Genomic DNA, 20389 nt, shown 5'->3' on the forward strand with positions numbered 1-20389 from the left:
GCTTACGGACTGGGCGGCCACAACGCCGAGAAGGGCGTGCGCCGCGCGGGTCCCCTGGGGGAAACCCCTGGTGAATCCACTCGCTCCTCCACCCTGGGGAGTAGCTCCCCGGCCCCTGTGTCATCCCCTGGGAGGCCCCAGGTTCAATACGCCGGGCTGACGCCGGAGGTGGCCCCGGCGCCTAATGTTGAGGTCAAGCGGCGGGCGCAGCACTCGTCCCCCGAGGTCACCCGCCCGCCGCTTGCCAAGTACTCGACGGGAGTGGACAGATGGCGCAGATGCAGATGACGAGCGGTTCGCCCAGGGCGGCACGGCGTCATCCGCTGGTGGCGGTGGCCATGGTGCTGCCGCTGGCCATCGCACTCGCGGTCGTGATCGGCGGCGTCGATGCCGTCGTGACACAGGCGTCGTCCGTGGCCGGACTTCTGGGGCGCTGACAAGCGCTCCGGACCCGGGAGAGCGGCCCGGGTCGGGGACACCGGCCAACACCCCGTGGGGACGGGGGTCAGGCGGACGGCTAGTGTGCCCGGGCAGCTGGGGAGCTGCCCGGGCACCGCGTACTCCATCGGCACAGCCGGTGGAAGGACAAAGAGCCGGGAAGCTGTATGAGCTTCCCGGCTCTTCACGCTGGTGGACGATACTGGGATTGAACCAGTGACCTCTTCCGTGTCAGGGAAGCGCTCTCCCGCTGAGCTAATCGTCCGTACGGTGCTGATCTCGCGTGCGCGATACTGGGATTGAACCAGTGACCTCTTCCGTGTCAGGGAAGCGCTCTCCCGCTGAGCTAATCGCGCGGGCGGGTCCTTGTCAGGACCCAGTGGACGATACTGGGATTGAACCAGTGACCTCTTCCGTGTCAGGGAAGCGCTCTCCCGCTGAGCTAATCGTCCGAGGTGGAGACGGGATTTGAACCCGTGTAGACGGCTTTGCAGGCCGTTGCCTCGCCTCTCGGCCACTCCACCGGAGGGGGCCAGGCCCCCTTCGAGCGGACGACGAGACTCGAACTCGCGACATCCACCTTGGCAAGGTGGTGCTCTACCAACTGAGCTACGTCCGCAGTGTGTATGTCTCCCGGGCCGCTTCCGCTCCCCGGGTGACGTCATGAACTCTAGCGGATCCGCGGGCCAGCTCAAACTCGGTAGGGCCCCGCATCCGCGGCCTAGACTCGCACATGTGCACGACTTTGCTCCGCTTGCCCGTCTCGGTGGGGTCCTGGCCACAGATCTGCGAGATGTCACCAGCGACCCCGCCGCCCTGGAGTCCACCGGCTGGTGGGCCGTGGTCGCCGACTACGAGGGCGGGCTGCTCTGCGCCCGCTTCGCCCAGGTACGCCCCGCCCCCGCGCCGCGCATGCCCCCGCCCGGCCGCTGGCGGGGGCCCGACCCCACCGGCTGGCACACCTCCCTGGACCGCGCCGCCTACACCGCCGCCGTCCGCCGCATCCGCGAGCACATCGCGGCCGGCGAGGTCTACCAGGCGAACCTCTGCCGCGTCCTCACCGCCCCGCTGCCCGACCCGTCCGCCGCCGACATCGACGCCCTCACCGCGCTGCTCGCCCACGGCAACCCCGCCCCGTACGCGGGCACCGTGCGGCTGCCCGGACACGGCGTGGAGATCGCCACCGCCTCCCCCGAGCTGTATCTGCGCCGCCACGGCCGCACCGTGGAATCCGGCCCCATCAAGGGCACCGGCCGCACCGCCGCCGACCTGCTGCCCAAGGACCACGCCGAGAACGTGATGATCGTCGACCTGGTCCGCAACGACCTGGGCCGGGTCTGCGCCACCGGCAGCGTCACCGTCCCCGAACTGTGCGTCACCGAGCCCCATCCCGGCCTGGTCCACCTCGTCTCCACCGTGCGCGGCGAACTCGCCCCCGGCACCGGCTGGGCCCAGCTGCTCGCCGCCACCTTCCCGCCCGGCTCCGTCACCGGCGCGCCCAAACCCAGCGCCCTGAAGATCATCGAGACCCTGGAACGCGCCCCCCGCGGCCCGTACTGCGGCGGCATCGGCTGGGTCGACGCCGACCGCGCCACCGGCGAGCTGGCGGTCGGCATCCGCACCTTCTGGACCGACCGCACCACCGGTCGCCCCCTGCTGCGCTTCGGCACCGGTGCCGGCATCACCTGGGGCTCCGACCCGGAGCGCGAATGGGCGGAGACCGAACTCAAGGCCGAACGCCTCCTCGCGGTAGCGTCGGGCATCACGCACACGACAGGAGAACGACACCATGGCGCTGATCTGGCTGGACGGTGAGCTGCGGGACGCCGACAGCGCGAAGGTCTCCGTCTTCGACCACGGACTCACGGTCGGCGACGGAGTCTTCGAGACGCTGAAGACCGAAAACGGCCGCCCCTTCGCGATGAGCCGCCACCTCGACCGGCTCACCACCTCCGCAGCCGGACTCGGACTGGCCGCACCCGACCACGACGAGGTGCGCCGCGCCTGCCACGCCGTCCTGGAGAACACCGAGCCGGTGCCCTTCGGCCGGCTCCGCATCACCTACACCGGCGGCCGGTCCCCGCTCGCCTCCGACCGTGGCGACGCCCCGCCCACCTTGCTCATCGCCCACGCGGAGACGGCCCGCCGGCCCGACGCCACCGCCGTCATCACCGTGCCCTGGACCCGCAACGAACGCGGCGCGCTGGCCGGACTGAAGTCCACCTCCTACGCCGAGAACGTCATCGCGCTGGCCCGCGCCCACCAGCAGGCCGCCTCCGAGGCACTGTTCGCCAACACCACCGGCGCGCTGTGCGAGGGCACCGGCACCAACGTCTTCGTCGTCCTCGACGGCGAACTCCACACCCCGCCGCTGGCCGCCGGCTGCCTGGCCGGCATCACCCGCGCGCTGGTCATCGAGTGGAGCGGGGCGAAGGAGACCGACCTGCCGATGGACGTGCTGCACCGCGCCGACGAGGTCTTCCTCACCTCCTCCACCCGCGACGTGCAGGCCGTGCGCCGGATCGACGACCGTGAACTGCCCGGCGCGCCCGGGCCGGTGACAGCGGAGGCGCTGCGCGTCTTCCAGGCCCGCTCGGCCGCCGACATCGACCCCTGAAAGGCGAGATGACCACCACCGTGCGGCCCACCGGGCCCGAAGAGCGGTCGGCCCACGGGGGCCGCACCCGCCGTTATGACATACGCGTCAACTCCCGCCCGGTGGGCGCCCTGCGGCTGACCCGGCTTCCGGGGCCCGGGCCGGCCGGCGGCAGGATCGAGGAGCTGGAGGTCGCGGCGGCCGACCGCAGACGTGGGCGCGCCACGGTGGCCGCCCTGGCGGCGGAGGAGATCCTGCGCGGCTGGGGGTGCGTACGGGTGTCGGCGGACGTCCCCGCGGAGGCCGTCCCGGCGCTGGGCCTGTTCACGGCGCTCGGCTACACCGAAGGCAACCGCTGGCTGACCAAGCGGCCGGCCCGGCCCGTACCGCCGTTGCCGGCGGGCAGCGCGACGCGACCGATGGGGGAGGCGGAGTACGCGGCGTGGTCCACGGCGGAGCGGGACCAGCTCGCCGCCGGGCAGCGGCGACTGGGCGCGAGCCCGCGCGACGCCGCGGCGCACGCCGACACGCTGCTCGCCGCCCAACTGCCGCAGGGCCACCGCACCGACGGCATGATGCTGCGGGTGCTCAGCCACCACGGCGCCGATGTGGGCACCCTGTGGCTGGCGACGGCGGGCAGGCCGCTGCCGTACGGCGCGGACGGCTATGTGTACACGGTGCAGGTGGCCCCGGAGCACCGCGGCCTGGGCCACGGCCGCAGCCTGTTGCAGGAGGCCGAACGCCTCACCCACACCGCCGGCGGCACCCTGCTGGGCCTCAGCGTCGACGCGGACAACCCGGTGGCCCGCCGCCTGTACGACTCCCTCGGCTACCGCCCGGCGGCTCTGCGCCTGCACAAGCCGCTGCTCTGACCTCCGGGGCGCGCGTCCCGGGTCACCGCCCCGTCAGGAGCCGAGCACGCTCCCGCCCCCCCCGCAGGCCACGACCGCCCACACCCCGGCGCACCGGCCGGGGCCGGCCCGCGCACGGGGGAAGGGTGTGCGAGGCCGGTGTCTGCGGGGCGGCACGCCTGCCGCGCGCCGACCGCCGCAGGGCCCGCGCGGGGCGCCCGCACAGGTGCGGCCGCCCCGGTGTCCCGGGGAACGGTGTCCGCGGCTGGTGTCCGCCGGAGCCGTACGGGGTCACGCACGGCACATCGGGGCCGGTGCGCACGGCTTCGCTTCCCGGACGCGGTGAGCGGGCGGGTCCGCGTACTCCTGCCGCGACGGGCGACCTGTGCGCCGGCCGTTGCCGGGTGGTCGTGTTGCGGGATGCCCGGCCCCGGGGCGAGGCGGCTCACGGCCGACGCCGAAGCCGTGGGCGGTCACGCTCCCCGGTGGCTCAGACCTCGCCCAGTTCCGCCCGGACGATCTCGGTGATCCGCTCCAGCAGGCCGTCCTGGCTCTGGCCGCCGTCCAGGCGTTGGCCGGCGATCACGTACGTGGGGGTGCCGCGCACCCCCAGGGCCTGGCCCTCCGCCTGGTCGGCGTCGACCGCCAGCAGGTGGCGGCCGTCGATCAGGGCGGTCTCGATCTCGGCGGCGTCCACGCCGGTCGCCCCGGCGACCTCACCGAGCACCGGCTCACCCCGCTCCCGCAGGTCCGTGGTGCGCTCCAGCAGCGCCGGCCAGTACGCCTCGCCGCGGCCCTGCGCGTACGCCTCCTCGGCGGCCTGCGCCGCCGCCAGCGCGTGCTGGTTCTTGGCCAGCGGGAAGTGCCGCCGCCTGATCTCCAGCCGGTCGCCGAACCGCTCGCGCAGCGCCCGCAGGTCGCTCTCGGCGCGGTGGCAGTCGGGGCACTGGAGATCGCACCACACGTCGAGCACGACGGTGCTGCCGGTTGCTTCGCTCATACCCCCAGTCTCCCAGCCGCCCGCCCGGTGCCTGCCGCTACCCCGAATTGTCCCTGATCCCCCTGCTGCGGCCATGGCCTCACGGAGCGCGGCCAGGCAGGATGGAAGGATGCTGATCGGAACATTCTGCACCTTGCTGACCGCCGCCGGCCTCGGTGTGGCCTTTCTGGTGGCCAAGCGCCGCCGCTACGCCACCGCGCTGCGGGTGGCGGCCTTCGCGCTGCTGCCCGTGGGGCTCGCCATGACGGGCGTGGTGCGGTTCGTGCTCAACATGACCTTCAACCCGGTCGCCTGGGCCGGCCTGGGCGTGATCGGTCTCGGCGTGCTGCTCTTCCTGGTCGCCGGCTTCGCCGACGGCCGCAGGGGCGGCGGCGGTACGGGGCCGGCCGCGGCCGAGCCCGCCGCCGCCCCTGCGGCGCTGCCCGCCAAGCGCGGTCGCTCCGCCGCCCCGGCCACGGGCGGCGCGGAGGACTTCTCGGACATCGAGGCCATCCTCAAGAAGCACGGCATATGACCGGACCCTCGAAATAGCGAATCCCCGCTCAAATGAGGTGTGTTGATCGCGGCGGGGTCGGCCGCTGCGTCATGATCGCCGCGACATGGCGCACTTCACCGGGGAGCAGCACGCTCCCGATCCACCCACCCGGTCCGACCCGGCCGGACCTCCCGCCCCTGACCCCGGTGACCCGGAGGCCAGGGGTTGTCTGTTCGCACTCTCGCAGCCGCCGCTGATCCTGTTTCTCACCGTGATCGGCGTGCTGCTGCTCGTCTCGGGGGTGTATGACCGGTTCTGGCTGTAGCGGCGCGAGAGCCGCGCTCAGCCGGACTGCGAGGTCGAGCGTCGCTGCCGGGCCCGGTAGGCGGCCACATGGAGCCGGTTGCCGCAGGTGCGGCTGTCGCAGTAGCGGCGCGAGCGGTTGCGGGACAGATCCACGAAGGCCCGGCGGCAGTCCGGCGCGTCGCAGCGCCGCAGCCGCTCCCGTTCCCCGGCCACCAGGAAGAAGCCCAGCGCCATCCCGCAGTCCGCCGACAGATGATCGGCGACCGAGGCGCCCGGGGCGAAGTAGTGGACATGCCAGTCGTGGCCGTCGTGATCGGTCAGCTGCGGGGTGGTGCCGGCCTTGGCGACCATCGCGTTGATCAGCTCGGCGGCCTCCCGGTCGCTCTCCGCCGCGAACACCGCGGCGAAGAGCCCCCGCACCCGGCGCACCGCCACCAGGTCCTGCTCGGCGAGATCTCCCACCTGCACGCCGCTCAGATCGTGGGACTCGACATAGGAGCGCAGCTCCGCCACGGTGCTCAGCGCGTCCGGGGAGCCGTCGTCGAGGGCGGTGTTGAGCAGATCCACGGTATGGGTCAGTGCACACCGGGTGTCGTGGTTGATCAGCAAGCCGGCTCCCGGTGCGGTCAGGGGCGGTGGCCCGCCCTCCCTGGCGTTCCTGCCTCCGGACTTTAGCCGCTCCGTGACACGACAGCGCCGCCGCGTGGTCCGCGACGGCGCTGTGCGCTGTGTTCAACGCCGGCCCCGCGCCGTCGCCCCGAGTCGGACGGCGCGGAGAACCGGCGGGTCTCTAACTCTCCGCGAGGATGTGCGAGAGCTCGGTGTCGAGGTCGAAGTGCCGGTGCTCGGTGCCCGGCGGTACGGCCGCATCGGTGCGCTTGAGGAAGGATTCCAGGGCCCGGGCCGGGGCCTCCAGCAGTGCTTCGCCCTCCGGGGAGCTGAGTGCGATGCACACGACCCCCTGGCCATGACTCCGGGAGGGCCACACCCGGACGTCTCCCGTGCCGGTGGGCCGGTGCAGCCCCTCGGCGAGAAGATCGCGGGCGAAAACCCATTCGACGGTTTCTTCGGCTCCGGTGTGGAATGTGGCGTGTACGGCGTAGGGGTCCGCCGTGTCATACCGCAGCCCCGCGGGTACAGGCAGTGAAGACTCGCTCGATACAACGAGGCGCAGGTGCAGCTCGCAGCTGACCGTGGTGTTCATAAGCGCCAGGGCCTTTCGCTCAGTGTGCGCTCGGGGATTCGCACGTCGGCGAATTCGACATGCCACGTACGCGCCGGTTGTAAACCCCTCTGTCCTATTTGCGGTGCTTGACATCATTCGAATGGGCGAGTGCCATTTTGTGCCCGGTCGGCTACAGAGAGCACCCGTCCCGTCAACGAGTGATCCGCCATCCGGTGACGCCCGCCCGAGCCCCCCGCCGACCCGGCCGGCGGCGAGCTGCTGGACGCCGGCCGGGAGTTCATTTGGATCTGGGCCGCCGAGCTGTGTATGGTTCTTCTCGTGCCGAGGGGAACAAGCCCGAAAGCACCAGCCCAGGGCGATTAGCTCAGCGGGAGAGCGCTTCGTTCACACCGAAGAGGTCACTGGTTCGATCCCAGTATCGCCCACGCCCTGGGAAGGCCGGTCCGTCAAGGACCGGCCTTCTTGCGTTGGTTGGCCGGGCCCCGGACGCCCCCTCCCCAACCGTTTCGCGGCCGGGCCACGCCGCTCGGTACCATGCGAAACCGCAGCGAGCGCTGCGCATCGAGCAGCCGCCAACGTCAGGAGAGACCGGTGTCAGACGTCCGTGTGATCATCCAACGCGATTCCGAGCGGGAAGAGCGCGTGGTGACCACGGGCACCACGGCCGCCGCGCTCTTCGAGGGGCAGCGCTCCATCGTGGCCGCCCGCGTCGGCGGCGAGCTGCGCGACCTCACCCACCCGCTCGCCGACGGCGACGAGGTCGAGCCGGTCGAGCTGAGCTCCGGCGACGGCCTGAACATCCTGCGGCACTCCGCCGCCCACGTCCTCGCCCAGGCCGTGCAGGATCTGTTCCCCGACGCCAAGCTGGGCATCGGCCCGCCCATCAAGGACGGTTTCTACTACGACTTCGACGTCGAGCAGCCCTTCCACCCCGAGGACCTGGGCCGCATCGAGAAGCGCATGCAGCAGATCCAGAAGCAGGGCCAGCGCTTCGCCCGCCGGGTGGTCACCGACGACGAGGCGCGCGCCGAACTCGCCGCCGAGCCGTACAAGATCGAGCTGATCGGCCTCAAGGGCTCGGCCGCCGACGCCGCCGAGGGCGCGTCGGCCGAGGTCGGGGCCGGCGAGCTCACCATCTACGACAACATCGACGCCAAGACCGGCGAGCTGTGCTGGAAGGACCTGTGCCGCGGCCCGCACCTGCCCAGCACCCGGCTGATCCCGGCCTTCAAGCTCATGCGCTCGGCCGCCGCCTACTGGCGCGGCAGCGAGCGCAACCCGCAGCTCCAGCGCATCTACGGCACCGCCTGGCCCACCAAGGACGAACTCAAGGCCCACCTGGAGTTCCTGGCCGAGGCCGAGAAGCGCGACCACCGGCGGCTCGGCGCCGAGCTCGACCTGTTCTCCATCCCGGAGGAGCTCGGCTCCGGCCTCGCGGTCTTCCACCCCAAGGGCGGGGTCATCCGCAAGGTGATGGAGGACTACTCGCGCCGCCGGCACGAGGAGTCGGGGTACGAATTCGTCAATACCCCGCATATCACCAAGGGCAAGCTCTTCGAGACCTCCGGGCATCTGCCGAACTACGCCGAGTCGATGTTCCCGCCCATGGAGTTCGAGGGGCAGGACTATTACCTCAAGGCCATGAACTGCCCGATGCACAATCTGATCTTCAAGGCCCGCGGGCGTTCCTACCGGGAATTGCCGATGCGGCTCTTCGAGTTCGGCACCGTATATCGCTTCGAGAAGTCCGGTGTCGTCCACGGCCTCACCCGGGCCCGGGGATTCACCCAGGACGATTCACACATTTACTGCACCACCGAGCAGATGCCGGACGAACTCGACAGTCTGCTCACTTTTGTCCTCAATCTGCTGCGCGACTACGGCCTCAACGACTTCTATCTCGAACTCTCCACCCGGGACGACTCCGACAAGTTCATCGGTGAGCCCGAGGAGTGGGAGGAAGCCACCGAGACGCTGCGCCAGGCAGCCGGCAAGCAGGGCCTGGAACTGGTCATGGACCCGGGCGGTGCCGCCTACTACGGCCCCAAGATCTCCGTCCAGGCCAAGGACGCGATCGGCCGTACCTGGCAGATGTCCACCATCCAGGTCGACTTCCAGCAGCCCAAGCGCTTCAGCCTCGAATACACCGCCGCCGACGGCTCCCGGCAGCGGCCGGTCATGATCCACCGCGCGCTCTTCGGCTCCATCGAGCGGTTCTTCGCGGTCCTGCTGGAGCACTACGCCGGGGTCTTCCCGCCGTGGCTGGCCCCGGTCCAGGCGGTCGGCATCCCGGTGGGCGACTCCCACGTGCCCTACCTGGAGGAGTTCGGCGCCGAGGCCAAGGCCGCCGGGCTGCGGTTCGAGGTGGATGCCTCGGCCGACCGGATGCAGAAGAAGATCCGCAACGCCCAGAAGGCCAAGATCCCCTTCATGGTGATCGCCGGTGACGACGACGTCGCGGCCGGCGCGGTCAGCTTCCGCTACCGCGACGGCTCACAGAAGAACGGCATCCCGCGCGCCGAGGCGCTGCGCGAGATCGCCGAGGCCGTCGAGGCCCGCGTCCAGGTCTGACCGCCGGCCGTGCCGGGCGGTACGGGGCACCCCCCGTACCGCCCGGCACGGCCTATGCTGGCCGCCATGAACAGCGAGCCGGAGCAGCAGATCGGGGTGGGAACGCCGGACGCGTTCCAGCGACTGTGGACCCCTCACCGGATGGCGTACATCCAGGGCGAGGGCAAGCCGCACGGGGAGGGCGCCGGCGACGGTTGTCCGTTCTGTGTCATCCCCACCAAGAGCGACGAGGACGGCCTGATCATCGCCCGCGGCGAGCAGGTGTACGCGGTGCTCAACCTCTACCCGTACAACGGCGGCCACCTGCTGGTGGTGCCCTACCGGCATGTCGCCGACTACACCGAGCTGACCGGCGCCGAGACGGCCGAGTTGGCCGAGCTGACCAAGCGCGCGATGACCGCGATCCGCACCGCCTCCGGCGCCCACGGCTTCAACATCGGGATGAACCAGGGCAGCGCGGCCGGTGCCGGCATCGCCCCGCATCTGCACCAGCATGTGGTGCCCCGCTGGGGCGGGGACGCCAACTTCATGCCGGTGGTGGGGCACACCAAGGTGCTGCCCCAACTCCTCGCCGACACCCGACGGCTGCTCGCCGCCGCCTGGCCCGCCGGCTGACCCCCACCGCCACGCGCACGGCGGCGGGAGCCGGGACCGTACCGCGCCTCACATGTTGTACTCGTCGGCCTTACGGGGCTCCGCCGCCTGCACCGCGCCGCCCAGCGCCTGCGAACGGCCCTCGAAGCGGCTGATGTCCACGCCGTTCTCCTCCAGCACCTTGAACGCCGCAGCGTGCGCCACCCGCAGCACCGGGGTGGCCGCGCGCAGCGCGTCGTCCGCCATGAAGCGGTGCCGCCACGGCTTGCCCGCCCAGGTGTGCCGCAGCCCGAACGGCTCGGGCAGGGCGATGGTGCCGCCGTACGCGTCGAGCTTGGCCGGGAACCAGGTCAGCGGGGCGCGAGCGGCCAGCCGGACCACTTCCTTGGCGTCCACCAGCGGCAGCGGAATCTTCTTCTTCTTCCAGAACTTGACCGGATCGCGGATCTCCCTGGTCTTGCCGTCCGGGCCCTTGCGGAAGAAACCGTCGATCGGCCCCAGGGCGTGCCCGGTCACCTCGATCCGCAGCGTGTGGTGCAGCACCGTGACCGTGATCATCATGGTGAGCACCAACTCGCCGTCCCACAGCACGAACTGCACCCCGAGATAGTGCCGGTCCCCGCTGTCGAACTGCTGCTCGTTGCAGATCCGCTGCACCTCGATGTTGCTGATGCTGTACGAGTCGGCGGTGTCGCCCATGGGCCGGCTGATCTCCCCGGCGCCCTCCCCGACATGGCGGACCACCCAGTGCTTGATCGACGGGGTGGGGAAGCCCCCGGTGTGCAGCGGGCCGCGCTCCAGCATCCGCAGCTGGTCATGGATGGCGCGGGCGACGTCCCAGGCGCGGAACGGGTCGATCTCGCGGCCCGGGTCCCTGGGCACCAGCTCCTCGGCCAGCTGCCAGCTGCCCCAGCGCACGCCCATGCCCAGGATGCCCTTGGGGCCCGCGTAGTGCGCCACGTTGCTGTTCTGCTCGGCGGCCAGCTTGGCCAGCCCGACCCGCAGCCGCTCCGCCTCCTTGTCGTTGGGGTTCTGCGGCACCGCCTCGGGGATCATCGCCCCCGAGCCGCCGCCGCCCGCCAGATCCGCCCAGTGCGCGCGCAGATTCCGCGCGGTGTGCTCGGAGATCTGCCTGGCCCAGTACCAGCCGATGACGGGAGCCGGCAGCAGGCTCCACACGTACAGCCGGATCGGCCCGCCCAGCGGCACCCGGATCACCAGCAGCGCGATCAGGGCGGCGATCGCCACCAGCGTCAGGGTGCCCAGGAAACCGGCCTGCCGGCCCTGCGAGCCGGCGAAGGTGCGGCGCAGCTGGAACAGGCCCAGCCATATCAGCACGCCCGGCAGGAACAGCAGCCCGAAGATCGCCATGATCATGGTCAGCCGGCGGTCCCGCTGCTTGCGGATCCGCTTGGCGGACAGCGCGTGCTCCACCACCGTCTGCGGATCGGCCCCGAAGGACTGCACCAGCGGCTTGCGGTCGTCCGCGAGCATCCGGGTCTCCACGGCGCGGGTGAACGCCTCGCCCAGATTCGGCTCCAGGAGCGTGAACTTGCCCTTCTTCACCGCCGCGGCGTCATTGGGCTCCTTGATGTCCTCCGGCGGCACATCCCGGTAGGCGACCGAGGCCAGCGCCTGGCTCATCCCCGAGTGCCCGGTGCCCGCCCCGGACAGCGGCACCTGCGCGCCCGGCGCGAAGTCGAAATCAATGCCCGCCGCGTTGCGCAGATCGTCCAGCGCCGACATCGCAAACCCCCAGTCCTCACACTTCAGCCGCCCGGGTGGCCCGTTCCCCGCCCGGAGGACCGGCACACCTGCCCGCCGGGGTCAGCCTAGCGGCGGCGGGCCGCCCGCAGGGCCCGCTACGGCGATTTGCGGCCCGAGCCCCCTGGGGGCCCTTGACACCGCGCGGCGTGACTACGATGGGGCGGCCGGAGGCCGTTCGACCCCCGGCCCGTCACCGACCCCTGGGAAGGTCATGCTCAACAAGTACGCGCGTGCGTTCTTCACGCGTGTCCTCACGCCGTTCGCCGCGCTGCTGCTGCGGCTGCGGGTCAGCCCGGACGCCGTGACCTGCGTCGGTACCGCCGGAGTGATGGCGGGAGCACTGGCCTTCTATCCGCGCGGCGAGTTCTTCTGGGGCACCGTCGTCATCACACTGTTCGTCTTCTCCGACCTGGTGGACGGCAACATGGCCCGCCAGCTGGGCACCTCCAGCCGGTGGGGCGCGTTCCTGGACTCCACCCTGGACCGGGTCGCCGACGCCGCGATCTTCTCCGCGCTGGCCCTGTGGTTCGCGGGCAACGGGGACGACCTGCTGCTGTGCGCGGTCACCCTGGTCTGCCTCGCCAGCGGTCAGGTGGTCTCGTACACCAAGGCCAGGGGCGAGAGCATCGGGCTGCCCGTCAACGTCAACGGTCTGGTGGAGCGCGCCGAACGGCTGACCATCACCCTGGTGCTGACCGGCTTGGCCGGCTTCGAGAAGACCTTCTCCGTACCGCACATCGGGGTGCTGCTGCCGATCGCGCTGTGGGTGGTCGCCGTGGGCTCGCTGGTCACCATCGTGCAGCGGGTGGTCACCGTGCGCCGGGAGTCGGCCGAGGCCGACGCGGCCGACGCGGCGCACGCGGCACGGAACGGAGCGGAATGAAGCAGCGGCTGAGCGACGCGCTGTACGGCCTGGGCTGGGCCACCGTCAAACGGCTCCCGGAGCCGGCGGCCACGGCCCTGGGACGCCGGGTCGCCGACACCACCTGGCGCCGCCGCGGGCCGGCCGTACGCCGCCTGGAGGCCAACTACGCGCGGGTGGTGCCCGACGCCTCCCCGGACCGGCTGCGCGAGCTGTCCCGGGCCGGGATGCGCTCCTACCTGCGGTACTGGATCGAGTCCTTCCGGCTGCCGGTGTGGAACGAGGACCGCATAAGGAACTGCTTCCATGTGGCCGACTTCCACCAGGTCACCGACACCCTCAAGGAGGGGCGCGGGGTGGTGCTCGCGCTGCCGCACTGCGGCAACTGGGACGTGGCCGGCGCCTGGCTGGTCACCGAACTGCGCATGCCACTGACCACCGTCGCCGAGCGGCTCAAGCCGGAGACGCTGTACGACCGCTTCGTCGCCTATCGCGAGGGCCTGGGCATGGAGGTGCTGCCGCACACCGGCGGCTCCGCCTTCGGGATACTGTCCCGCCGGCTGCGCAAGGGCGGGGTGGTCGCGCTGGTGGCCGACCGCGATCTGTCCGCCTCCGGGGTGGAGGTCAGCTTCTTCGGCGAGCCGACCCGGATGCCGGCCGGGCCCGCGCTGCTCGCCCAGCAGACCGGGGCCGCGCTGTTCCCGGTCGAGCTGTGGTACGACGAGACCTCGGTGATAAAGGGCCGCGTCCACCCCGTGGTGGAGCCGCCGGCCGAGGGCACCCGGGCGGAGAAGACCGCCCTCATGACCCAGACCCTGGCCGACACCTTCGCCGCCGGTATCGCCCGGAACCCGCAGGACTGGCACATGCTCCAGCGGCTGTGGCTGGCCGATCTCGAACCGCGTCCCGGCGAGCCGGGCGCCGCACAGCGGGAGGACCGCGCGGCATGAGAATCGGCATCGTCTGCCCCTACTCCTGGGACGTCCCCGGCGGGGTGCAGTTCCACATCCGCGATCTGGCCGAGCATCTGATCCGGCAGGGCCACCAGGTGTCGGTGCTGGCCCCCGCCGACGAGGACACCGCGCTGCCCCCGTACGCGGTGGCCGCCGGCCGGGCCATCCCGGTGCCGTACAACGGCTCCGTCGCCCGGCTCAACTTCGGCTTCCTGTCCGCCGCCCGGGTGCGGCGCTGGGTGCACGACGGCGACTTCGACGTGCTGCACGTCCACGAGCCGGCCGCGCCCTCGCTCGCGCTCCTCACCTGCTGGGCCGCCAAGGGCCCGATCGTGGCCACCTTCCACACCTCCAACCCGCGCTCGCGGGCGATGGCCACGGCCTATCCCATCCTCCAGCCCGCCCTGGAGAAGATCAGCGCCCGGATCGCCGTCAGCGAGTACGCGCGCCGCACCCTGGTCGAACACCTGGGCGGCGACGCGGTGGTGATCCCCAACGGTGTCGATGTCGGCTTCTTCGCCGACGCCGAGCCCAAGGCGGAGTGGCAGGGGAAGACCATCGGCTTCATCGGCCGGATCGACGAGCCCCGCAAGGGGCTTCCGGTGCTGATGCGGGCGCTGCCCAAGATCCTCGCCGAACGCCCCGACACCCGGCTGCTGGTGGCCGGGCGCGGGGACGAGAAGGAGGCGGTGGCCTCGCTGCCCGCGGCGATGCGCTCCCAGGTGGAGTTCCTGGGGATGGTCAGCGACGAGGACAAGGCCCGGCTGCTGCGCAGCGTCGATGTGTACATCGCGCCCAACACCGGTGGCGAGAGCTTCGGCATCATCCTGGTGGAGGCGCTGTCCGCCGGGGCTCCGGTGCTGGCCAGCGACCTGGACGCGTTCGCCCAGGTGCTGGACGGCGGTGCGGCCGGTGAGCTGTTCCCCAATGAGGACGCCGACGCCCTGGCCGCCGCCACCGTGGCCCTGCTGGACGACCCCGAGCGGCGCGCCGCGCTGCGCGCGTACGGCAGCCGCCATGTGCGGCGCTTCGACTGGTCCACGGTGGGCAACGACATCCTGGCGGTCTACGAGACGGTCACCGCCGGCGGCGGAGCGGTCGCCCCCGACGACCGGGTCGGCCTGCTGGGCCGCCTCGGCCTCACCCGGGAGCCGAAGGAAGCGAAGCAGGCCAGGGACGCCAAGGAGTAATCCGGTCCGCGCGCCGCACCGGTGGGCCCGATAGGGTGACCGGCCGTGACTCTTCTCAGTTGGCCTCTGTGGATCGCCGTCGCGCTGGTGCTGATCGGCGTGTATCTCAGCTGGACGGCCGGGCGGCTCGACCGGCTGCATGCCCGGATCGACGCCGCCCGGGCGGCGCTCGACGCGCAATTGCTGCGCCGCGCCTCCATCGCTCAGGAGGTGGCCACCTCCGGCATCTTCGATCCGGCCGCCTCCATGGTGCTCAATCAGGCGGCGCACGCCGCCCGGCTGGCCGAGGACGAGCAGCGCGAGGTCGCCGAGTCCGAGCTGAGCCAGGCGCTGCGCGCGGTCCTGGGGGAGAACGACCAGGTGCGGGCGGTGCGGGAGGCACCGGGCGGAGAGGACACCGTTCAGGAGCTGGTGGCCGCGGTGCGCCGGGTGCCGATGGCGCGGCGGTTCCACAACGACTCGGTACGGGCGGCCCGGGCGCTGCGCCGGCACCGTACGGTGCGCTGGTTCCGGCTGGCCGGCCACGCGCCGTCCCCGCTGGCCTTCGAGATGGACGACGAGCCGCCGGGCGCGCTCGCGGCTGCCTGATCGTGCCGGGCCGCAGGCCACCGAGCGCGGATTGGCCCTTGCCGCCGGCCCGGTGGGCGGGTGTCATCGCTGGTGGTGGCCGGGCCGTTCGTGGCCGATGCCCACCCGGGCCTACGATGGTCATGTCGCACTATTAACTGCCGAGTGAGGTCAATTCGTGTCCAGCACGTCCCCCACCACCCCCCAGACCCCCGAGACCGGCACGGCCCGCGTCAAGCGCGGCATGGCCGAGCAGCTCAAGGGCGGCGTGATCATGGACGTCGTCACCCCCGAGCAGGCGAAGATCGCCGAGGACGCCGGCGCGGTCGCGGTCATGGCGCTGGAGCGGGTGCCGGCCGACATCCGCAAGGACGGCGGGGTCGCCCGGATGTCCGACCCCGACATGATCGACGGCATCATCGAGGCCGTCTCCATCCCCGTGATGGCCAAGTCCCGCATCGGCCACCTCGTGGAGGCCCAGGTCCTCCAGGCGCTGGGTGTCGACTACATCGACGAGTCCGAGGTGCTCACCCCGGCCGACGAGGTCAACCACACCGACAAGTGGTCCTTCACCACCCCCTTCGTCTGCGGTGCCACCAACCTCGGCGAGGCCCTGCGCCGGATCTCCGAGGGCGCGGCCATGATCCGCTCCAAGGGCGAGGCCGGCACCGGCAACGTCGTCGAGGCCGTGCGCCACATGCGGCAGATCAAGGGCGACATCGGCCGGCTGCGCTCCCTGGACAACCACGAGCTGTACGCCGCGGCCAAGGAACTGCGCGCCCCGTACGAGCTGGTCCGCGAGGTCGCCGAACTGGGCAAGCTGCCCGTCGTGCTGTTCTCCGCCGGCGGCGTGGCCACCCCGGCCGACGCCGCGCTGATGCGCCAGCTCGGCGCCGAGGGCGTCTTCGTCGGCTCCGGCATCTTCAAGTCCGGCGACCCCGCCCAGCGCGCCGCCGCCATCGTCAAGGCCACCACCTTCTACGACGACCCCAAGGTCATCGCCGAGGTCTCCCGCGGCCTGGGCGAGGCCATGGTCGGCATCAACATCGACACCCTGCCCGACACCGAGCGCTACGCAGGGCGTGGCTGGTAACCCGAAGATGACCGCGACACCCTCCACGAGCACGCCCGGCGCCCCGGCGGTGGGCGTGCTCGCCCTCCAGGGCGACGTCCGCGAGCATCTCGCCGCGCTCACCGCCGTCGGCGCCGACGCCAGGGCCGTCCGCCGCCCCGAAGAACTCGACGGCGTCCAGGGCCTGGTGCTCCCCGGCGGGGAGTCCACCACCATCTCCAAGCTGGCCGCCGCCTTCGGGCTGCTGGAGCCGCTGCGCGAGCGGGTACGGGCCGGGCTGCCGGTCTACGGCTCCTGCGCCGGCATGATCCTGCTCGCCGACAAGATCCTGGACCCGCGCTCGGGCCAGGAGACCATCGGCGGGATCGACATGATCGTGCGCCGCAACGCGTTCGGCCGGCAGAACGAGTCCTTCGAGGCCGCCGTCGATCTCGAAGGGGTGAGCGGCGGCCCGGTGCACGGGGTGTTCATCCGCGCGCCCTGGGTGGAGTCGCTGGGCGCCGGCGCCACCGCGCTGGCCCGCCACGACGGCCACCCGGTCGCCGTACGCCAGGGAAACCTGCTGGCCACGGCGTTCCACCCGGAGCTGACCGGAGACAACCGGGTGCACGCGCTGTTCACCGAGATGGTGCGGCGGGCGGATTGAGCCGCTGACGGTAGGATCTCCGGCACTGGTTCTGTTGGTGACATCTGAAGGAGCAAGGCTGTGTCCGGCCACTCTAAGTGGGCTACCACCAAGCACAAGAAGGCCGTGATCGATGCCAAGCGCGGCAAGCTCTTCGCCAAGCTGATCAAGAACATCGAGGTCGCGGCCCGGACCGGCGGCGCCGACCTGGACGGCAACCCGACGCTCTACGATGCCGTGCAGAAGGCGAAGAAGAATTCCGTCCCCAACACCAACATCGACCGTGCTGTCAAGCGCGGCGCCGGTCTTGAGGCGGGCGGCGCCGACTATCAGACGATCATGTACGAGGGCTACGGTCCCAACGGTGTCGCGGTCCTCATCGAGTGCCTCACCGACAACCGCAACCGGGCCGCCTCGGACGTGCGCGTCGCCATGACCCGCAACGGCGGCTCGATGGCCGACCCCGGGTCCGTGTCGTACCTGTTCCACCGCAAGGGCGTCATCATCGTGCCCAAGGCCGACCGCGCCGAGGACGACGTGCTGGACGCCGTGCTGGAGGCCGGCGCCGAGGAGGTCAACGACCTCGGCGAGTCCTTCGAGGTGGTCAGCGAGGCCACCGACCTGGTCGCGGTGCGCACCGCCCTCCAGGAAGCCGGGATCGACTACGACTCGGCGGACGCCAGCTTCCTGCCCACCATGCAGGTCGAGCTGGACGAGGACGGCGCCCGCAAGATCTTCAAACTGATCGACGCGCTGGAGGACAGCGACGACGTGCAGAACGTCTTCGCCAACTTCGACGTCGCCGACGAGATCATGGCGAAGGTCGACGCCTGACGCCCGCTCACCCTCCCTGTCAGTGCCGCCCGATAGCCTTCGTGGCCGGAGCACAGGTGCTGATCGGGGCACGGGGAGCGAGGGAGTCCGGTGCGGGTATTGGGTGTGGACCCGGGGCTGACCCGGTGCGGGGTCGGTGTGGTGGACGGCGTCGCCGGGCGTCCGCTGCGGATGGTGGCGGTCGGCGTGGTCCGTACCCCCGCCGAGCAGGACACCCCACAGCGGCTGGTGCTCATCGAGCGCGGCATCGAGGAATGGCTCGATGAGCACCAACCCGAGGCCGTCGCCGTCGAGCGGGTCTTCAGCCAGCACAATGTGCGCACCGTGATGGGCACCGCCCAGGCCAGCGCCGTGGCGATGCTGTGCGCCGCCCGGCGCGGCCTGCCGGTGGCCCTGCACACCCCCAGCGAGGTCAAGGCCGCCGTCACCGGCAGCGGCCGGGCCGACAAGGCCCAGGTCGGCGCCATGGTCACCCGGCTGCTGCGGCTGTCCGCACCCCCCAAGCCGGCCGACGCCGCCGACGCCCTCGCGCTGGCGATCTGTCACATCTGGCGCGGTGCCGCCCAGCAGCGGCTGCTGCGGGCCACCGCCACCGCGGCCGGCTCCGGCGCGCGGCGCACCACGCCCGTACGAGTTGCGAAGGGCACCATCGAACCGTGATCGCCTTTGTCCAAGGACCCGTCTCCGCACTCGCCCCCGACACCGCCGTGGTGGAGGTCGGCGGCATCGGCATGGCCGTGCAGTGCACCCCCGGCACCCTCGCCGCGCTGCGGGTGGGAGAACCCGCCCGGCTCGCCACCTCGCTGGTGGTCCGCGAGGACTCCCTCACCCTGTACGGCTTCGCCGACGACGACGAGCGGCAGGTCTTCGAACTCCTCCAGACCGCCTCCGGCGTCGGCCCCCGGCTCGCCCAGGCCATGCTCGCCGTGCACAGCCCCGACGGACTGCGCCGGGCGGTCGCCGCCGGGGACGAGAAGGCCCTGACCGCCGTACCCGGCATCGGCAAGAAGGGGGCGCAGAAACTCCTCCTCGAACTGAAGGACCGGCTCGGCGACCCGGTCGGCGGGCCGCCCCGCCCCGCCACCGCCCCCGCCGGGCCGCCCGACTGGCGCGAGCAGCTCATGACCGCGCTCACCGGCCTCGGGTACGCCCCCCGGGAGGCCGAGGAGGCGATCGGGGTGATCGCCCCGCAGGCCGAGGCGGTCGCCGCCGACGGCACCCCGGTCCCGGTTCCCCGCCTGCTGCGCGCCGCCCTGCAAACCCTCAACCGGGCCCGCTGAGGACCGGGACCCCCAGGAAACCCAGAAACCCAGGAAGACGAGGAAGAAGCCCCGATGAACTGGGACGAACAGCCACCGCAGGACACCGGCCGGCTGGTGGGGGCCACCGCAGAGGGGGAGGAGCTGGCCGCCGAGGCCGCTCTGCGGCCCAAGGACCTCACGGAGTTCGTCGGCCAGCCCAAGGTCCGCGAGCAGCTCGATCTGGTGCTGCGGGCCGCCCGGGCCCGTGGCGGCACCGCCGACCATGTGCTGCTGTCGGGGGCCCCGGGGCTCGGCAAGACCACCCTGTCCCTGATCATCGCCGCCGAGATGGGCGCCCCGATCCGCATCACCTCCGGGCCCGCCATCCAGCACGCCGGGGACCTGGCCGCGATCCTGTCCTCGCTCACCGAGGGCGAGGTGCTCTTCCTCGACGAGATCCACCGGATGTCCCGGCCCGCCGAGGAGATGCTCTACATGGCGATGGAGGACTTCCGGGTCGATGTCATCGTCGGCAAGGGACCGGGCGCCACCGCCATCCCGCTGGAGCTGCCGCCCTTCACCCTGGTCGGTGCCACCACCCGGGCCGGGCTGCTGCCGCCACCGCTGCGCGACCGCTTCGGCTTCACCGGCCACATGGAGTTCTACGCCCCCGCCGAACTGGAACGGGTGATCCAGCGCTCCGCCCGGCTGCTGGACGTCGTCACCACCGACGACGGCGCGGCGGAGATCGCCGGCCGCTCCCGTGGCACTCCCCGGATCGCCAACCGGCTGCTGCGCCGGGTACGGGACTACGCGCAGGTCAAGGGGGACGGGACGGTCACCCGGGAGGCGGCGGCCCGGGCGCTGGCGGTCTTCGAGGTGGACGACCGGGGCCTTGACCGGCTCGACCGCTCGGTGCTCCAGGCGCTGCTGAAACTGTTCGGTGGCGGCCCGGTGGGGCTGTCCACGCTGGCGGTCGCGGTGGGGGAGGAGCGGGAGACCGTGGAGGAGGTCGCCGAGCCGTTCCTGGTGCGCGAGGGGCTGCTGGCCCGTACCCCCCGGGGCCGGGTCGCCACCCCCGCCGCCTGGGACCATCTCGGACTGCGACCCCCCCAGGGGACATCGGCGGCCGGCGGACCACAAGAAGGTTTGTTCGAGTCGTGACCGCACGGGCTTACGCTGTAACGGAACTCCGATAGCATCCGAGACGTTGTTCCCCAGGCGCGGCCTCGTTAGACTCCGCCGACGTCATCCGACCCAG

22 protein-coding genes and 6 tRNA genes are annotated in these 20389 nt (G+C 71.8%); 19 read left to right on the forward strand and 9 right to left on the reverse strand.

What is annotated here, in order from left to right; genetic code table 11:
* Nucleotides 1–269: 269 nt before the first annotated feature.
* Entirely contained in the window at nucleotides 270–437 is a 168-nt protein-coding gene (locus AC5WRL_RS01780) for a hypothetical protein (RefSeq protein WP_496086427.1), read from the forward strand.
* A gap of 191 nt (nucleotides 438–628) precedes the next feature.
* Here AC5WRL_RS01780 and AC5WRL_RS01785 read toward each other — a convergent pair.
* The 5 genes from AC5WRL_RS01785 to AC5WRL_RS01805 all read right to left on the reverse strand — a co-directional run bounded on the left by AC5WRL_RS01785 (nucleotide 629) and on the right by AC5WRL_RS01805 (nucleotide 1057).
* A tRNA-Val gene (locus AC5WRL_RS01785) sits at nucleotides 629–703 on the reverse strand.
* Between the two features lie 19 nt (nucleotides 704–722).
* Nucleotides 723–794 (reverse strand) — tRNA-Val (locus tag AC5WRL_RS01790).
* Between the two features lie 24 nt (nucleotides 795–818).
* A tRNA-Val gene (locus AC5WRL_RS01795) sits at nucleotides 819–890 on the reverse strand.
* A 1-nt stretch (nucleotide 891) separates the two neighbouring features.
* Nucleotides 892–962: transfer RNA gene (locus tag AC5WRL_RS01800), tRNA-Cys, on the reverse strand.
* Between the two features lie 22 nt (nucleotides 963–984).
* A tRNA-Gly gene (locus AC5WRL_RS01805) sits at nucleotides 985–1057 on the reverse strand.
* A gap of 116 nt (nucleotides 1058–1173) precedes the next feature.
* Between AC5WRL_RS01805 and AC5WRL_RS01810 the strand changes: the two genes are divergently transcribed.
* From AC5WRL_RS01810 to AC5WRL_RS01820, 3 genes are read left to right on the forward strand one after another with little or no spacing between them, the layout of a single operon-like run.
* On the forward strand, nucleotides 1174–2253 hold the full coding sequence (locus AC5WRL_RS01810; RefSeq protein WP_496086428.1) for a chorismate-binding protein: 1080 nt from the start codon (nucleotides 1174–1176) through the stop codon (nucleotides 2251–2253).
* A complete protein-coding gene (locus AC5WRL_RS01815) occupies nucleotides 2228–3055 on the forward strand; it encodes an aminotransferase class IV (protein WP_496086429.1) in 828 nt (275 codons plus the stop codon). Before AC5WRL_RS01810 ends, AC5WRL_RS01815 begins: the two co-directional genes overlap by 26 nt.
* Nucleotides 3056–3063: 8 nt before the next feature.
* Nucleotides 3064–3906, forward strand: coding sequence for a GNAT family N-acetyltransferase (locus AC5WRL_RS01820; RefSeq protein WP_496086430.1), 843 nt, complete (start codon nucleotides 3064–3066; stop codon nucleotides 3904–3906).
* A gap of 469 nt (nucleotides 3907–4375) precedes the next feature.
* Here AC5WRL_RS01820 and AC5WRL_RS01825 read toward each other — a convergent pair whose 3' ends face one another.
* Nucleotides 4376–4885, reverse strand: coding sequence for a DsbA family protein (locus AC5WRL_RS01825; protein WP_496086431.1), 510 nt, complete (start codon nucleotides 4883–4885; stop codon nucleotides 4376–4378).
* 109 nt (nucleotides 4886–4994) lie between these two features.
* On the opposite strand from AC5WRL_RS01825, the gene AC5WRL_RS01830 reads away from it, so the two are divergent.
* Nucleotides 4995–5399: a hypothetical protein gene (locus AC5WRL_RS01830; RefSeq protein WP_496086432.1), complete on the forward strand. Its 405-nt coding sequence runs from the start codon at nucleotides 4995–4997 to the stop codon at nucleotides 5397–5399.
* An 85-nt stretch (nucleotides 5400–5484) separates the two neighbouring features.
* Nucleotides 5485–5685, forward strand: a complete 201-nt coding sequence (locus AC5WRL_RS01835) for a hypothetical protein (protein WP_496086433.1) — start codon at nucleotides 5485–5487, stop codon at nucleotides 5683–5685.
* A 17-nt stretch (nucleotides 5686–5702) separates the two neighbouring features.
* Here the strand turns inward: AC5WRL_RS01835 and AC5WRL_RS01840 are convergent, their stop codons facing one another.
* The gene (locus tag AC5WRL_RS01840; protein ID WP_496086434.1) at nucleotides 5703–6275 is read right to left on the reverse strand and encodes a CGNR zinc finger domain-containing protein; all 573 of its coding nucleotides are present in this window, start codon (nucleotides 6273–6275) and stop codon (nucleotides 5703–5705) included.
* A gap of 181 nt (nucleotides 6276–6456) precedes the next feature.
* Nucleotides 6457–6870, reverse strand: coding sequence for an SsgA family sporulation/cell division regulator (locus tag AC5WRL_RS01845; protein ID WP_003959770.1), 414 nt, complete (start codon nucleotides 6868–6870; stop codon nucleotides 6457–6459).
* 335 nt (nucleotides 6871–7205) lie between these two features.
* Here AC5WRL_RS01845 and AC5WRL_RS01850 point away from each other — a divergent pair.
* The 3 genes from AC5WRL_RS01850 (at nucleotide 7206) to AC5WRL_RS01860 (ending at nucleotide 10038) form a co-directional block, all read left to right on the forward strand.
* A tRNA-Val gene (locus tag AC5WRL_RS01850) sits at nucleotides 7206–7277 on the forward strand.
* A 166-nt stretch (nucleotides 7278–7443) separates the two neighbouring features.
* Complete coding sequence (gene thrS, locus AC5WRL_RS01855; protein WP_496086435.1) at nucleotides 7444–9423, forward strand: threonine--tRNA ligase; 1980 nt, start codon at nucleotides 7444–7446, stop codon at nucleotides 9421–9423.
* Between the two features lie 54 nt (nucleotides 9424–9477).
* Nucleotides 9478–10038: an HIT family protein gene (locus tag AC5WRL_RS01860; protein ID WP_496086436.1), complete on the forward strand. Its 561-nt coding sequence runs from the start codon at nucleotides 9478–9480 to the stop codon at nucleotides 10036–10038.
* Nucleotides 10039–10086: 48 nt separating this feature from the next.
* On the opposite strand, the gene AC5WRL_RS01865 is transcribed toward AC5WRL_RS01860, so the two are convergent.
* Nucleotides 10087–11763: an AbeC-like domain-containing protein gene (locus AC5WRL_RS01865; RefSeq protein ID WP_496086437.1), complete on the reverse strand. Its 1677-nt coding sequence runs from the start codon at nucleotides 11761–11763 to the stop codon at nucleotides 10087–10089.
* A gap of 232 nt (nucleotides 11764–11995) precedes the next feature.
* On the opposite strand from AC5WRL_RS01865, the gene pgsA reads away from it, so the two are divergent.
* The 10 genes from pgsA (at nucleotide 11996) to ruvB (ending at nucleotide 20292) form a co-directional block, all read left to right on the forward strand.
* Nucleotides 11996–12667, forward strand: coding sequence for a phosphatidylinositol phosphate synthase (gene pgsA, locus AC5WRL_RS01870; protein ID WP_496086438.1), 672 nt, complete (start codon nucleotides 11996–11998; stop codon nucleotides 12665–12667).
* Nucleotides 12664–13596, forward strand: coding sequence for a phosphatidylinositol mannoside acyltransferase (locus AC5WRL_RS01875; protein ID WP_496086439.1), 933 nt, complete (start codon nucleotides 12664–12666; stop codon nucleotides 13594–13596). Before pgsA ends, AC5WRL_RS01875 begins: the two co-directional genes overlap by 4 nt.
* Entirely contained in the window at nucleotides 13593–14789 is a 1197-nt protein-coding gene (locus AC5WRL_RS01880; protein ID WP_496086440.1) for a glycosyltransferase family 4 protein, read from the forward strand. The genes AC5WRL_RS01875 and AC5WRL_RS01880 overlap by 4 nt, the downstream gene beginning before the upstream one ends.
* A 45-nt stretch (nucleotides 14790–14834) precedes the next feature.
* Entirely contained in the window at nucleotides 14835–15377 is a 543-nt protein-coding gene (locus AC5WRL_RS01885; RefSeq protein ID WP_496086441.1) for a hypothetical protein, read from the forward strand.
* A gap of 157 nt (nucleotides 15378–15534) precedes the next feature.
* Nucleotides 15535–16449, forward strand: a complete 915-nt coding sequence (gene pdxS / locus AC5WRL_RS01890; RefSeq protein WP_496086442.1) for a pyridoxal 5'-phosphate synthase lyase subunit PdxS — start codon at nucleotides 15535–15537, stop codon at nucleotides 16447–16449.
* Nucleotides 16450–16456: 7 nt separating this feature from the next.
* Complete coding sequence (gene pdxT, locus AC5WRL_RS01895) at nucleotides 16457–17074, forward strand: pyridoxal 5'-phosphate synthase glutaminase subunit PdxT (RefSeq protein WP_496086443.1); 618 nt, start codon at nucleotides 16457–16459, stop codon at nucleotides 17072–17074.
* 60 nt (nucleotides 17075–17134) lie between these two features.
* Entirely contained in the window at nucleotides 17135–17887 is a 753-nt protein-coding gene (locus AC5WRL_RS01900; protein ID WP_496086444.1) for a YebC/PmpR family DNA-binding transcriptional regulator, read from the forward strand.
* Nucleotides 17888–17977: 90 nt separating this feature from the next.
* On the forward strand, nucleotides 17978–18547 hold the full coding sequence (gene ruvC / locus AC5WRL_RS01905; RefSeq protein WP_496086445.1) for a crossover junction endodeoxyribonuclease RuvC: 570 nt from the start codon (nucleotides 17978–17980) through the stop codon (nucleotides 18545–18547).
* A complete protein-coding gene (gene ruvA / locus AC5WRL_RS01910; protein WP_496086446.1) occupies nucleotides 18544–19167 on the forward strand; it encodes a Holliday junction branch migration protein RuvA in 624 nt (207 codons plus the stop codon). Before ruvC ends, ruvA begins: the two co-directional genes overlap by 4 nt.
* A gap of 54 nt (nucleotides 19168–19221) precedes the next feature.
* On the forward strand, nucleotides 19222–20292 hold the full coding sequence (gene ruvB / locus AC5WRL_RS01915) for a Holliday junction branch migration DNA helicase RuvB (protein ID WP_496086447.1): 1071 nt from the start codon (nucleotides 19222–19224) through the stop codon (nucleotides 20290–20292).
* The last annotated feature ends 97 nt before the right edge of the window (nucleotides 20293–20389 follow it).

It is taken from the genome of Streptomyces sp. NTD107 (genome assembly GCF_059510435.1).

Excerpts from the sequence above, each read along its gene's own strand:
- AC5WRL_RS01780 (WP_496086427.1), top strand. The coding sequence starts at position 270 with ATGGCGCAGATGCAGATGACGAGCGGTTCGCCCAGGGCGGCACGGCGT.
- AC5WRL_RS01815 (WP_496086429.1), top strand. The coding sequence starts at position 2,228 with ATGGCGCTGATCTGGCTGGACGGTGAGCTGCGGGACGCCGACAGCGCG.
- AC5WRL_RS01820 (WP_496086430.1), top strand. The coding sequence starts at position 3,064 with ATGACCACCACCGTGCGGCCCACCGGGCCCGAAGAGCGGTCGGCCCAC.
- AC5WRL_RS01825 (WP_496086431.1), bottom strand. The coding sequence starts at position 4,885 with ATGAGCGAAGCAACCGGCAGCACCGTCGTGCTCGACGTGTGGTGCGAT.
- AC5WRL_RS01830 (WP_496086432.1), top strand. The coding sequence starts at position 4,995 with ATGCTGATCGGAACATTCTGCACCTTGCTGACCGCCGCCGGCCTCGGT.
- AC5WRL_RS01835 (WP_496086433.1), top strand. The coding sequence starts at position 5,485 with ATGGCGCACTTCACCGGGGAGCAGCACGCTCCCGATCCACCCACCCGG.
- AC5WRL_RS01845 (WP_003959770.1), bottom strand. The coding sequence starts at position 6,870 with ATGAACACCACGGTCAGCTGCGAGCTGCACCTGCGCCTCGTTGTATCG.
- AC5WRL_RS01860 (WP_496086436.1), top strand. The coding sequence starts at position 9,478 with ATGCTGGCCGCCATGAACAGCGAGCCGGAGCAGCAGATCGGGGTGGGA.
- AC5WRL_RS01865 (WP_496086437.1), bottom strand. The coding sequence starts at position 11,763 with ATGTCGGCGCTGGACGATCTGCGCAACGCGGCGGGCATTGATTTCGAC.
- pgsA (WP_496086438.1), top strand. The coding sequence starts at position 11,996 with ATGCTCAACAAGTACGCGCGTGCGTTCTTCACGCGTGTCCTCACGCCG.
- AC5WRL_RS01875 (WP_496086439.1), top strand. The coding sequence starts at position 12,664 with ATGAAGCAGCGGCTGAGCGACGCGCTGTACGGCCTGGGCTGGGCCACC.
- AC5WRL_RS01880 (WP_496086440.1), top strand. The coding sequence starts at position 13,593 with ATGAGAATCGGCATCGTCTGCCCCTACTCCTGGGACGTCCCCGGCGGG.
- pdxT (WP_496086443.1), top strand. The coding sequence starts at position 16,457 with ATGACCGCGACACCCTCCACGAGCACGCCCGGCGCCCCGGCGGTGGGC.
- ruvB (WP_496086447.1), top strand. The coding sequence starts at position 19,222 with ATGAACTGGGACGAACAGCCACCGCAGGACACCGGCCGGCTGGTGGGG.